The sequence below is a fragment of the Candidatus Borkfalkia ceftriaxoniphila genome, assembly GCF_004134775.1.
In the GTDB taxonomy this organism is placed as follows: domain Bacteria; phylum Bacillota; class Clostridia; order Christensenellales; family Borkfalkiaceae; genus Borkfalkia; species Borkfalkia ceftriaxoniphila.
This window is the reverse complement of the sequence record NZ_SDOZ01000002.1, coordinates 227,869-240,296: the sequence shown is the minus strand read 5'-3', so window position 1 is coordinate 240,296 and position 12,428 is coordinate 227,869. Positions and strand designations below refer to the sequence as shown.

Annotated in this window: 11 protein-coding genes; 8 read left to right on the top strand and 3 right to left on the bottom strand. The window is 52.2% G+C overall.

Annotation, left to right across the window (positions count from 1 at the left end):
* Positions 1 to 24: 24 nt before the first annotated feature.
* The 3 genes from ESZ91_RS01245 to ESZ91_RS01235 are packed head-to-tail and all read left to right on the top strand — an operon-like array spanning position 25 to position 2,891.
* Positions 25 to 1,056 (top strand): uroporphyrinogen decarboxylase family protein, encoded by a 1,032-nt coding sequence (locus ESZ91_RS01245; RefSeq protein ID WP_129223316.1) that lies wholly within the window; start codon positions 25 to 27, stop codon positions 1,054 to 1,056.
* A gap of 19 nt (positions 1,057 to 1,075) precedes the next feature.
* Positions 1,076 to 2,197: a uroporphyrinogen decarboxylase family protein gene (locus ESZ91_RS01240; RefSeq protein ID WP_129223314.1), complete on the top strand. Its 1,122-nt coding sequence runs from the start codon at positions 1,076 to 1,078 to the stop codon at positions 2,195 to 2,197.
* Between the two features lie 22 nt (positions 2,198 to 2,219).
* The gene (locus ESZ91_RS01235; protein WP_129223312.1) at positions 2,220 to 2,891 is read left to right on the top strand and encodes an SGNH/GDSL hydrolase family protein; all 672 of its coding nucleotides are present in this window, start codon (positions 2,220 to 2,222) and stop codon (positions 2,889 to 2,891) included.
* Between the two features lie 49 nt (positions 2,892 to 2,940).
* Here ESZ91_RS01235 and ESZ91_RS01230 read toward each other — a convergent pair whose 3' ends face one another.
* A complete protein-coding gene (locus ESZ91_RS01230; protein ID WP_129223310.1) occupies positions 2,941 to 3,129 on the bottom strand; it encodes a helix-turn-helix domain-containing protein in 189 nt (62 codons plus the stop codon).
* Positions 3,130 to 3,219: 90 nt separating this feature from the next.
* On the opposite strand from ESZ91_RS01230, the gene ESZ91_RS01225 reads away from it, so the two are divergent.
* Positions 3,220 to 4,530 (top strand): glycosyl hydrolase, encoded by a 1,311-nt coding sequence (locus tag ESZ91_RS01225; protein ID WP_161970995.1) that lies wholly within the window; start codon positions 3,220 to 3,222, stop codon positions 4,528 to 4,530.
* A gap of 54 nt (positions 4,531 to 4,584) precedes the next feature.
* On the opposite strand, the gene ESZ91_RS01220 is transcribed toward ESZ91_RS01225, so the two are convergent.
* The gene (locus ESZ91_RS01220; RefSeq protein ID WP_161970994.1) at positions 4,585 to 5,484 is read right to left on the bottom strand and encodes a LysR family transcriptional regulator; all 900 of its coding nucleotides are present in this window, start codon (positions 5,482 to 5,484) and stop codon (positions 4,585 to 4,587) included.
* A gap of 128 nt (positions 5,485 to 5,612) precedes the next feature.
* Here ESZ91_RS01220 and ESZ91_RS01215 point away from each other — a divergent pair, with 128 nt between their 5' ends.
* The 4 genes from ESZ91_RS01215 to ESZ91_RS01200 all read left to right on the top strand — a co-directional run bounded on the left by ESZ91_RS01215 (position 5,613) and on the right by ESZ91_RS01200 (position 11,761).
* Positions 5,613 to 6,788 (top strand): NAD(P)-dependent malic enzyme, encoded by a 1,176-nt coding sequence (locus tag ESZ91_RS01215; protein WP_129223304.1) that lies wholly within the window; start codon positions 5,613 to 5,615, stop codon positions 6,786 to 6,788.
* Positions 6,789 to 6,869: 81 nt separating this feature from the next.
* On the top strand, positions 6,870 to 8,051 hold the full coding sequence (locus tag ESZ91_RS01210; RefSeq protein ID WP_129223302.1) for a DUF4886 domain-containing protein: 1,182 nt from the start codon (positions 6,870 to 6,872) through the stop codon (positions 8,049 to 8,051).
* A gap of 43 nt (positions 8,052 to 8,094) precedes the next feature.
* Positions 8,095 to 9,294 (top strand): InlB B-repeat-containing protein, encoded by a 1,200-nt coding sequence (locus tag ESZ91_RS01205; protein ID WP_129223300.1) that lies wholly within the window; start codon positions 8,095 to 8,097, stop codon positions 9,292 to 9,294.
* Between the two features lie 10 nt (positions 9,295 to 9,304).
* The gene (locus ESZ91_RS01200) at positions 9,305 to 11,761 is read left to right on the top strand and encodes an alpha/beta hydrolase family protein (RefSeq protein ID WP_129223298.1); all 2,457 of its coding nucleotides are present in this window, start codon (positions 9,305 to 9,307) and stop codon (positions 11,759 to 11,761) included.
* A 51-nt stretch (positions 11,762 to 11,812) separates the two neighbouring features.
* Here ESZ91_RS01200 and ESZ91_RS01195 read toward each other — a convergent pair whose 3' ends face one another.
* A complete protein-coding gene (locus ESZ91_RS01195) occupies positions 11,813 to 12,394 on the bottom strand; it encodes a DUF1989 domain-containing protein (protein ID WP_129223296.1) in 582 nt (193 codons plus the stop codon).
* Positions 12,395 to 12,428 lie beyond the last annotated feature (34 nt).

Genomic DNA, 12,428 nt, shown 5'->3' with positions numbered 1-12,428 from the left:
AACCTTCACGGTATCAGGAGGAAAATGAAAATGGATACGGCGGTCAGAGAACCGGATTTTGATAATATTTTGCGGGTTTTACAGCGCAAAGAACCGAATAGACCTACGCTTTTCGAGTTTTATCTCGACAACGAGATCAGCGAAAGGCTGACGGGGCAAAAGGCTAAGTCTTTGTGGGATTGTTCTTGGAATTACGAAATGATCATACCTGCCATGAAAAAGGTGGGGTACGATTATGCGACGATGCATGCGTCCGACTTTGGGTTTCCCGTGGTGCGCCCGCAGGGGCGCACTGTTTCCATGAGCCACGGAGTGATTACGGACGAGGAGAGTTTTCAGGCATATCCGTTTCTCGATCCGGACGCTTGCGACACGGGTCGTTTGGCGGAGGTCGAAAAGGTGTTACCGCAGGGAATGAAAGTGATCGTGTTCGGACCGAGCGGGGTTTTGGAAAACGTCATTTCTTTGGTCGGGTACGAAAATCTGTGCTTTATGCTCTATGACGATCCGGAACTCGTCGGACGTATATTCGCAGCGGTCGGGGATCGGCTCGTCCGATATTACGAAAGGTGCCTTCGCTACGATTGTGTGGGCGCGATCATATCCAATGACGACTGGGGATTCAACAGCGGGACGATGCTCTCCGAAGAAGATATGAGAAAATATGTGTTTCCCTATCATAAAAAGATCGTGGAGATCGCCCATAAAAACGGCAGACCCGCAATCCTGCATTCCTGCGGAAATCTGGAACGGGTCATGGACGACATCATCGACGGTATGCGATATGACGGAAAGCATTCTTATGAAGATAAGATCTTGCCGGTCGAGGATGCCTTTGCGCGATTCGGCGGACGGATCGCCGTTCTGGGCGGTGTAGATCTGGATTTCGTGTGCCGCCGCCCGCCGGAAGAGGTCGGCGAACGCAGCAGAAAACTGATCGAGCGTACAAAGTGCAAAGGCTATGCGCTGGGTACGGGTAACAGTATTCCGAATTACGTTCCCCCCGAAAATTTCAAAGCCATGATCCGCGCGGCGAATCCCGGATTTACCTTCTGACGGAAAAAATGGGAGCGCAATGATGAGAGATTGCATACGAAAAAAATTGGATTTGATCCATCAACTTTATCCCTCGGAGCGTATCGCCGCGTCGAAGAGGCGTTGGGAATCCGTTTGGGATAAGGACAAGAGGGCGGACAGGCGCCCTTTTGTATACTATCCGCCTCTGTTTGACGCATACAATGCTCTGCATACGGCAAAAGAGCGGCTGCTTGCGAGCCTTGACGAAATCATTATACGCGGACAGGTGGGCGATGACTTTATACCTTCCATATTCTGCGGTTGCAGACAATCCACCATACCGAATATGTTCGGCGCGAAGGAAGTCGTTCGGGGCGGGGACGCCACCTGCGATAAAATACTATTTTCTCCAAAGGATATCGACCGTTTGGAATGCGGAAAAATAACCGACGGCACCGTCGCGAAAATGTGGCTGGATATGCAAAGTTATATCATTGACGAAACAGAAGGTGAAATTCCGGTACACGTCGTCGATATGCAGGGGCCGTTCGACGTTGCTGGGCAGATGTTCGGTTACGATAATCTGTTTGTTTGCGCATATGAAGAGCCGTCGCGCTACGATAAGTTAATGTCGCTGATCTCCGATGCTTTTATCTGTTTTTGGAAAGCGCAACAGAAAACTTGCGGTGAACTGTTCATAGGAACGCATCTTTTCGCATGGGATTACGTACCGCAAAATACGGGTGCGAGTATGTCGATAGACAGCCTTGTTATGGTTTCTCCCGAATTTTATCAAGGGTATTATCGGAAATATATCGAAAAGATGGCGGATGAATTCGGCGGATTGGTCATCCATTCCTGCGGCGATTTCCGCCACGTCGTTCCCGATCTGATGCGGACAAAGGGCCTGAAGGCTATGAATGCTTCGCAGTTGTCCCTCCGTCAACTGGTCGAGGCGGGCATGACTGCGGATACGGTCGGTATTCTTACTTTGCCGCTAGAAGGGTTGGAAGATCTGGCCGACGTGATACGGCACACAAATATGCGCGTCAATCCTACTTTTATCGGAAACTGGTCTGTTTTCGGGGCGGATGTGCCTCCCGTGGAAGAATGGACTTCCGAACAGAAATACTGCCTGAAAGAGATAGACGATCGCATCGTGCGGACGCTAGGATCTTAACGTTTTTAAATGAGGTTCGATCATGCATAGTATTGAAGAAAATACGGTCAAAGCGGAAAACCAAGTGCAGGAAAATGAAAATATTTTTTTTCTCGGGAATCGAGAGGGAAAGATCCGAATCGCGGTTTTAGGCAATTCTATTACCCGTCACGGGCCGTCTCCCGAGATCGGGTGGTTCGGATTGTACGGAATGGCTGCTAGCAGCGAAGATAAGGATTATGTGCATCTGCTCGGAACATCCTTAAAATGCGAGGGGCTGGATTACTGCCTTATGGTAAATCAGATCGCGGAATGGGAGCGTACTTTTGTGCAGTTCGATTTGGCAAAACTGAATCCGATACGGGATTTTTCCGCAAATATAATTCTTTTCCGTTTCGGGGAAAACGTGGACTGCAGGTGCGAAAAAAAACAGTTTTACAATTGTTTGCGGCAGATGACAGAATATATCGCGCCAAATGATGCGGCGCTGGTGTTTACGACGTGTTTCTGGAAAAATCCCGTCGTTGACGAGTGCATACGGGAACTTTCGGTATCGAAAGGAGGAAAACTGATCGAACTCGGCGATCTGGGGGACGATGCGTCGATGAAGGCGGGCGGTCTGTTCAGCCACAGCGGCGTCGCGGCGCATCCGGGCGACAGAGGAATGCGGGTCATTGCGGACAGAATTTACGAAACTGTCCGAAGTTGTCTGTAAAATATGAAAGCCGGCCACCGAAGCATTGCTTCGGTGGCCGGCTTTTTACTTATCTGAATTTTTTGCGAAATTCGTTCGGGGTGCTGTTGTTGTATTTTTTGAATAATTTGTAAAAATTATGGACGCTGTCGTACCCTGTCGCCGCCGCGATCTCCGAAATACTGAGGGTTGTGGAGCAGAGAAGTTCCTGCGCCTTTTCACGCAATATCACGAGGATATCGCGGACGGGATCATTCACTTATTTTCCGCCGAAAAGGGGGATTATTCCTTTCGCGTAAAATATTATTCGGCGCTGAACCGCCTATATACGCATAATTTTTACGAGAGATTGTATCGGTGGTGCGACGAGCACGGCTGCATGCTTACGGGCCACAGTGTGGAAGAAACGCTGCTCTCCACGCAGATGCTCGGCTGCGCGGGCTGTTCGCCCTCCTATGCTTACGAACACATTCCCGGGATTGATAATCTTACAAAATATAACGTTTCGAAACTAATGGCGCGGCAGGTCGGCTCGGTGGCGGGACAACTCGGCAAAAAACAGGTGCTCACCGAATCTTTCGGCTGCTGCGGATATGACACGACGCCGCGGGAGTTGAAGGCGATCGCCGAAAAACAATACGTGCACGGCGTAAATCTCTTATGCCATCACCTCTTTGCGTACAGTCTTTCGGGGCAGGGCAAGACCGATCATCCTCCCTGTTTCAGCAGGCACATGCCCTGGTGGGAGCATTTCGGTGGCTTCAATCGCTATTTCGCGCGTCTGGGGTGGCTTTTGGCGAATTCCCGCACGCAGACGAACTGTCTGGTCGTCAACCCCATGGCAAGCGTTTATCTCACGTATGAACGGTCGAGGGAAGCGGATTGCCGTAAAACGGACGAATCGTTTGCCCGTCTGCAAGAAAAACTCAACCGATACGGCATTCTTTATGATATTGCCGATGAACAGATCATGGCGGAGCACGGAAAGATTGCGGGAAATTCGCTTCGGATCGGGCTTCGGGATTATACGTATGTCGTCGTACCCGCCTGCGAAACGCTTTCGCCCTCGACGAAACGTATCCTGCGGCAATATCTGCAAGCGGGCGGGCGCGTTTATTCCGAATCGGAAATCCAAATGACCGACGGCGTGCCCGATGACTGGGGTTTTTTAAAGAGCAATGCGGATCTTGCGGAAATCGCCGCGGCGGGCGCCGTGGCCGTGGAAACGGACGGAAAGGCGGAATATACGTACCGCGTCGGACACGGATTCGAATTTCTGTATATCGTCAACGTAGAGCGTGAGCCCGCGCATATCCGCGTGCCCCGGGGATTCGCCCGCGCCGACCTTCTTTCGTTGAAGACGTATCGTCATCCGCGCGAATTCGAATTGCAGGGCGGGGAAAGTATCCTTTTGCTGCCCGGTACGGGCGAGCGGGTTCCCCGTTTCAAAGAAGAGCGGGAGATCGCTTCCGAATTTCGGTTCGCCGGCGCGCAGGACAACGCGCTCGTGCTGGATACCGTACGCCTCCGTGAAGGCGTTTTTCCCGTCCATTTTACCATGCGAGGGCTTTGGGATCACGGAAATTGCGCTATGTACGATCCCGCATACCGTTTAAGACCTTTTGGTGCGGAACATGTTCGGATCGCTTTTGAAAATTAAAAAGAACACCGATTGAAAAATCGGTGTTCTTTCGTTTTGAAACGTTTACTGGTTTTATTCTTTTTCGTCGGGAATTTTCTGTATTTCTCTGATCAGTTCTTCCGAGGCGGTAGACTGGGGATAACAGGGGTTGTACAGCATACAGATATAGCGCGCGGGCAGTTCTTCTGTAAGCGGTATGCGGAACACTTCGCCGCGTCCGACGGCGTCTTCCGCCATTGCCTCGGGAACAAAGCCCAGTCCGAGGTTATGCTGTATCATCGGCACGAGCAGATCGGCGCCGTCCGCCTCCGCGTCGGGCGTAATGATAAGGTTCCTTTCGGCAAACCTGTCGTCGATGAACTTCCGAAGTTGCATGCCGTGGCGCAGGCACACGAACGGATAGCGGATCAGATCCTGCACGGAGAGCGTCTTTCCGCGCAGATCGTCGAAATCCTTTCCCGCGATAAGAATATCGTGGAACTTTTTGATCCTCGATATCTTAAACGCGCCCGAGGCATTGAACGGTGTGGAAACGAAAGCGAGGTGAACCAGCCCGTTTTTCAGTTTTTCGAGCGTACCGTTGTTCGAGCCCGTCAGAATTTTCAGCCGCACGTTCGGATATCGGGAGTGGAACAGATCGAGCGCGTCGAACAAAAAGACGTGCAGACTCGTGACCGACGCGCCGATATAGATCGTGCCCGTTTCCCCGACGGCGCAGCGGCGGATCTCGTCCTCGCCCCGTTCCAGTTGGTTATAGGCGATGCTTACGTAGTCGAACAGAGTTTTGCCTTCCTGCGTGAAATCCATGCCTGCCTGACTGCGCACGAACAGTTTGCATTCGAGTTCGTTTTCCAGTTTTTGAATGATGCGCGTCACGGCGGGCTGGCTTGAATACAGCATCTGCGCGGCTTTCGTGATGCTCTTGTATTTCCCTACGTAATAAAAAATTTTATAATATTCGTAATTGATCATGTCCATTCTCGGCCATAATATTTGAGTATGGCAGTAATGCTTTATTATCATTTTACATTATAGCATTTTGGGTTTATAATGTAAAGCGAGAAAGGTAAGATAATTTTTATTTAATATAAGGAGATACCATGAATTACAGAGAAGAGTCGTTGAAAAAACATGCCGAATGGAGAGGCAAGATCGAGACCGTCGTGCGCGTTCCCGTCGAGAGCCGCGAAGACCTCTCGCTCGCATACACGCCCGGCGTTGCCGAGCCTTGTATGGCGATTCATGACGACGTCGAAAAGAGTTTCGATTTAACGCGCCGCTGGAATACCGTTCCGGTGATCACGGACGGCACCGCCGTTCTGGGGCTCGGCGATATCGGTCCCGAAGCGGGTATGCCCGTCATGGAAGGCAAATGCGCCCTGTTCAAGGCGTACGGCGGCGTGGATGCGTTCCCCATCTGCCTGAGGACCAAAGATACCGAAGAGATCATCCGCACCATCGAACTGATCGCGGGTTCTTTCGGCGGCATCAATCTGGAAGATATTTCCGCGCCCCGTTGTTTCGAGATCGAACGGCGTTTGAAAGAGGATCTGGATATTCCCGTATTTCATGACGACCAGCACGGCACAGCCATCGTGACCGCAGCCGCGCTCATGAACGCTTTAAAACTTGCGGACAAGAAGATAGAGGAGATCCGCGTGGTCATCAACGGTGCGGGCGCCGCGGGCATCGCGATCGCGCGTTTCCTTTTGGCGTTCGGCGTACAAGAGATCGTCATGTGCGGAAGACGCGGCATCATCTGCGAGGGCGACACGAGCGTCAACCCCGCGCAGCAGGAGATCGCGAAGATCACCAACCGCGGCAAAAAGCAGGGCACGCTTGCGGACGCGATGAAGGGCGCGGACGTGTTCGTCGGCGTATCTGTCGCCAACTGCGTGAGCAAAGAGATGGTCGCATCCATGGCGGAACGCTCCATTTTGTTCCCCTGCGCCAACCCCGTACCCGAGATCAATCCCGCCGACGCGAAGGAAGCGGGCGCATATATCGTGGGAACGGGTTCTTCCGAATATCCCAACCAGATCAATAACGTGCTCGTGTTCCCCGGGCTGTTCCGCGGCGCGCTGGACGTGCGGGCGACGACCGTGAATATCGAAATGATGAAAGCGGCGGCGCGCGGCATTGCGGCGTGCGTGGGGAGCGATAAACTTTCCCGCGAGTATATACTTCCGCCTGCGTTCGACCGCAGCGTGCACGAATCGGTCGCGAAAGCAGTGGCAGAGGCGGCTGTCGCATCGGGCGTCGCAAAAATCAAATAGTTTTTTATCGGGATAAAAAAAGTCAGGGCAAGAGAAATCTTGCCCTGACAGGAACCATTCATGGAATACAGGAGGAATGGGATGAGAAAGTTTTCGACATATGCGGTCGCCGTTCTCTTAATGATCACCGTTGTCGCCGCGTTGTTGTTGACGAGCGCCTGTTCAAAGGAAGAAGAGTTCCCCTCATGGAATCTGACGGCAGACGGCAGTGTGACCGCGCGCTTTTCGGATAACGGCAAACACGGCTTTATTTTGACCGTGGAGGGCAATGGAGCGATTCCCGATTACGCCTCAGCGAAAGAGGCTCCCTGGTATTACAGATCGGGCAGAGTCACCTCAATCGCGATCGAAGAGGGGATCACCGCCGTCGGCGACAACGCTTTTGCCGAATGTGCGGTCGGATCGGTCGTTTTGCCCAGGAGCATGGTTTCCGTCGGGGAAAAGTCTTTTCCGCAGGACGCGCAGGTATGCGCATATTCGCAGGTGAACGCGAAAGACGGCAGAAAGGTTTTTCTGTATTCGGAAACGAAACCGCAGACCGACGGGGAATACTGGCGCTTTAAAAACGGCGTTGCCGTCGTATGGGAAACGATCCGCGTGCTGTTTATCGGCAACAGTTTCACATATTACAGCGACATTCCCTCTCTGTTCGGACAGATCGCCGAGGGCGCCGGCGAGATGGTGGAAGTGGATTCCGTGACGAACGGCAGTTGGACGCTCACAAAATTTGCAGACGAAACGGATGAATACGGTAAGCAGGTATCCGACAAACTAAATGCGACGGACGAATACGACGTCGTCGTGCTGCAAGAACAGAGTACCCGCCCGCTGACGAATTACAGCGCGTTCGAATCTGCGGTGCGCGCTTTGAAAGCGAAGATCAAGGGCACGCAGGAAAACTGCGAGATCTATCTGTATTCCACCTGGGGCTATGCCGAGGCTGCCGAAACCAGAAAGGAAACCATTCCCGAACTGGAAGCGGAGATCCGCAAGGCCTATGAAAAGGCGGCGGGAGAATTGAATCTGCAGGTCTGCCAGGTCGGCAAGGCGTTCAGCACCGTCTATACCGAATATCCCGATATCAATCTTTATTTCGGTGATAACAAGCATCCTTCCTACGTCGGGGCGTATCTTTCCGCGTGCGTGCACGCCGCAACCATTCTCGGATGCGACGTGAGAGAGACGACCTTTGACGGAACGTTGGAATCCGACACCGCGGCGCTTTTACGGGGCGTCGCCTATGAAACGGTGTTCGGGGCTTGAAATATTTATAAATAAAAAACTTCTTAAATAAAAAGGAGGAAAGATGAAAAAGAGATGGCTCGCGATTCTGATCGCGATAGCAACGTGTTTAGCGGTATTATCCGGTTGTTCGTTCGTCAAAGTTTTTGAGAAAGACGTGCAGGTCGTGCTCAGAAACGGCGAGGAATATGTCGGTACATATACCGTCAACATTTTCAACAACGCCGTCGTCCCCGAACCTACGAAAGCGGGATACAAGTTTGCCGGCTGGTCGCCCAAAGAGGATTGGACGGAAGGTACGGACAGCGAAGACCTGCTTTCGGAAAATACGGGACTCATCCGCTATGACGACGTAAAGGATTACGTCGCGGGCGAAAATCAGAGCGTCACGCTCTATGCCGCATATACGGCGATCCCCAAGAGAGATCTCGTGATCGCGTGGTACAATAAGGAAACCACTTCCGGTATCAATCAGGCGACCATGGATGAATTCAAGACGGCACTGTTCGAATTTTTGACGAGCAAAGGATATAAACCCGATACCATGTCTATCGACATCCGCGGTTACGAGGGCGACGTCGGTACCAGTTGCGGCGCGATCATGAAGGACGGCGACGTCGATATTATGGTCGGCTGGGCAAATTCGAACAATCTGACGAACACGGGCGGCATGACCGAAGGGGTCGACTTCCTCGAAAACATCGGCAATATCAAGATCGGCAGCAAAGAGCGCTATATCGCCAGAAAGACGGATACCGAACTTTGCAATCTCGTGTACGACTGGATCCACGTCACGTATTCGACCGTTCCCGTAGAACCCGAACCCGATCCGGAACCCGATCCCGGTCCTACGGAACCCGTGTTGGTCATCGCGTGGTACAATTTGCCCGAAACGTCGGGATTGACGCAGGCTATTATGGATAATTTTTTAAATGCTTTGAAAACCTATCTGGCGGAAAATAATCAAACGCTCAAAGACGGTGAGATCCTTATCCGCGGATATATCGGAGATGTCAAAGAGTCCTGTACAAAGGTAAGAGAAGACAAGGACGTCGATATCATGATGGGGTGGGCGAGCAGCAAAAATTTAGCGGATAAGGCTAATTTCGTCGAGGGTGTCGATTATATTACCAACACCACAGGGATCGAAATGGGCGGCAAAAGCCGTGGTTGCGTGAAAGTTACGGATGAAGAGATCGTGAACCTTGTCTATGACTGGATCATCTCGGGCGGCGCGAAAGACGCGCTCGCGCCTGTTGTATAGGAGGGGCGATATGTATTTAAAGAAAAAATTGATGAAAGCGGCGTCGATATGCAGTTACGTCTGTTCGGCCATCTGGTTCGTCGCTGCCGCGAGCGCGTTCGCACTTTCCGACTATACTTACTGGCTGTTCCTGATCTTTGCGCTTTTAAGTCTGTACGGCGGCTTTGCCGTCACTTCGATCCGCGAAAAGATGACGGGCGTGATTTTGGAAAAGAAACAAAATACGCTGTATCTGATTTGCTGGATCTTAAGTATCGTGGCGCTGCCTTCGTTCATTCTGAACGCGATCGCTTATTTCCGCAAGACAGAGGACGAATTGGTGGTCATACGCCAAAACGTCGCGCAGAAAGAGGAGCCTGCGCCCGAGCGGGAACCTGAGAAAAAGAAACCTTTCTATAAGACGAAATGTTTCGTGACCATGTGCGTCGCGTTCCTGTTGGTGTTCGTGTGCAGTTTCTCGGCAATGATTTTCGAAACGTCGGGTTTTTCCGTCAAGGTTTCCGATTTCACGCTGACGAAAGAAATGACCGAAACCTATAACGAGGGCAAGATCCACGGCAAAGCCTATACGATGGAAAACGATACGACGTATTCCGTCACGATGTACGTGCCTTCGAACGCGACGGAAGAAAATCCCGCGGCGACGGTGTTCGTCGTTCCCGGGTTCACCCGTACCAAAGCGACCATGGCGCAGTATTGCATCGAACTTTCCCGCCGCGGCGCCGTCGTATTCAGCCTCGATCCGGGCGGTCAGGGCGGTACCACGGAAACTTCCACGGCTGGTGCGAACGGCGTGGAATATCTCGTGCAGTACGTCTACAATAACACCGACGATTTCAAGTTCTGCGATAAGTCGCGTTTCGGCGCGGTCGGCCATTCGGCGGGCGGCGGCAACGTCTGCACGCTGGCGGCGGATTTCGCGGGCGACAGTTACAGCGAAAGCATCATCAAATCTGTGTACATTTCCGGCTATATCAAGGCCTCGTCCGCAAACAAGTATAAAAATCTGAACTGCAACGCGGCGCTTTCTTACGCCTATTACGACGAGGGAAGTTTCCGTTACCAGACGGATTCCTCCGCGCTGGAAGTCATCATGCTCCGCTTTATCAACGAAGTGGGCGGCACAAAGAACGATTACAAGGAAGTTGCGCTCGATTACGGTTACGGCGATATGTCTGCGGGCACTTACCGCATCATTCATCGCGAGAAGATCAATCATTGCTTTGAGATGTACGACAAGACGAGTATCGCAAACACGCTTTCTTTCTTCGACGAAACGCTCGGCATGGAATCGGGCACCGATCCTTACAGCCAGATCTGGTTCGGAAAAGAGGTGTCCAACGGGCTCGCGCTCGCGGCGGCGTTTACGTTCGTCATCGCGCTGTGCGCGGTGCTGATGGGCGTTCCTTTCTTTGCGACCATCAAGAACGGCAAAAAAGCGAAGGCGTGCGTCGCGGAAGGCCCCGCTGCCGATGCCTGCACCGCGGAGATCGCGGCAGGGGAAGCCGTCGCCGACGCCTCTGAAATCGGTGCGGAAAAACCGACCGACGCGCCGCCCGATGCGGCAGTCGCCGCCGTGCAGAAACCGAAGACTTTCGCACATAAGGTCGTATTCTGGACGACGATGATCTTAACGGCGATCATCGCCTGCCTCGACTATATCCCGCTTGCGAATTTGTCCATCGAGATCTTCCCCACGGGTAATTCTTCGAGCGTGTTTACCTACGTATTCCCCGCGCGCATGATCAACGCGATCCTCTTGTGGGCGGTCATCAACGGTGCGATCGGGCTTGTGCTGTATTACGGTACGACGTTGGTCGAAAATCTGTACGAGAAACTCCGCGCCAAAGCGAAAGGAACGACGCCCGTCTACGATTGGGCGAAACTCGAACCCGTCAAGATCCACGGCGAAAAATGGCACGGCGTATTGTTCAACGTGTTGAAAATGCTTCTCTTGTGCGTCATTTTGTTCTGCTCGTTCTATTTCCTCGTACAGTTGTGCTACTGGATCTTCCATCAGGATTTCCGCTTTATGCTGATCTCCGCCGCGCCGCTCAACGCGCGTATGTTCGTGACGGCGCTCGAATATATCCCGCTGATCCTGCTCTTCTATGTTTCCAACGCGATCCGCGTCAACGGAAGCATCGGACGCGAAGGCTGGAAGGAGTGGAAAGTCCTGCTAGTGGGCGCGCTCGCGAACAGCATCGGGCTTGCGTTTATCCTGGTCATCAACTATGTCTGTTTCTTCATGACGGGCGCGCCGTTCTACGGCTACTGGGGCAACGGCACAGAGGTCTGGCTATATGTGAATATGGTGTTCAGCCTTGTCGTCATGATGTTCATACTGCCCATCTTCAACCGTATCTTCTATAAACTTACGGGCAGCGTCTGGGTAGGGGCGATCGTTTGCTGTTCCATCTTCATCATGATGACGATCAGCGCATCCGTTTCCTACATTCCGATGTAACTTGCATAAAAAATGCCGCGGCGCACGAATCGTGCGCCGCGGTTTTTTATTTCAATCTTCTACGATGATTTTTACGGGCGTGCATTTTCCGCCGTTGCAGTCGCTTTCGGACACGCTGCACGCGGCTACGCCCAGACGCAAGTTCATCCGCGCCTTTAAAACGATTGTATCGCCTGGTTTGGAAAGGGGACGCGCAACGGTTATCGAACCGTCGCCGTTGATTTTTGTGTGCATGAATAAATTCAGCGGATGAACGATCGTGCGGCGTTCGTTCAAAGCGCGGTTTATGTTATCCAGACAGTTCGGATGCCCGTTTCCGTTTTGATAAAAGAAATCGTACATTTCTTTGCGGCAGCAGGGGTGTAAAAGATCGTGTTCCCCGACGTCGTCGGAGAGGATCTGAAACATGGGGCGATAGAGATTGGAATAAACGAGATCCCCGACGTGAAGGCGCAGCGACTCGTTGCAGTCGATCGTGACGCCCGTCGATAAAAATTCGCTCGTATCTTTTGCCGATACGGCAAAAAAATCAACGACCTGTCCTCCCTCGAGGTCGACGACGGTTATGCGCTGCTCCTCCGTCACGTCAATACATTTTCCGCTGCAAGCATCTATCATCCATTCTCGTTTCATGTTCTGCCTCCGTTTTTTTATCTATTATATCACA

Bases quoted from the DNA above. Each gene is read 5' to 3' on its own strand.
- ESZ91_RS01245 (WP_129223316.1), top strand. From the start codon at position 25: ATGAAAATGGATACGGCGGTCAGAGAACCGGATTTTGATAATATTTTG.
- ESZ91_RS01240 (WP_129223314.1), top strand. From the start codon at position 1,076: ATGATGAGAGATTGCATACGAAAAAAATTGGATTTGATCCATCAACTT.
- ESZ91_RS01235 (WP_129223312.1), top strand. From the start codon at position 2,220: ATGCATAGTATTGAAGAAAATACGGTCAAAGCGGAAAACCAAGTGCAG.
- ESZ91_RS01220 (WP_161970994.1), bottom strand. From the start codon at position 5,484: ATGATCAATTACGAATATTATAAAATTTTTTATTACGTAGGGAAATAC.
- ESZ91_RS01215 (WP_129223304.1), top strand. From the start codon at position 5,613: ATGAATTACAGAGAAGAGTCGTTGAAAAAACATGCCGAATGGAGAGGC.
- ESZ91_RS01210 (WP_129223302.1), top strand. From the start codon at position 6,870: ATGAGAAAGTTTTCGACATATGCGGTCGCCGTTCTCTTAATGATCACC.
- ESZ91_RS01205 (WP_129223300.1), top strand. From the start codon at position 8,095: ATGAAAAAGAGATGGCTCGCGATTCTGATCGCGATAGCAACGTGTTTA.
- ESZ91_RS01200 (WP_129223298.1), top strand. From the start codon at position 9,305: ATGTATTTAAAGAAAAAATTGATGAAAGCGGCGTCGATATGCAGTTAC.
- ESZ91_RS01195 (WP_129223296.1), bottom strand. From the start codon at position 12,394: ATGAAACGAGAATGGATGATAGATGCTTGCAGCGGAAAATGTATTGAC.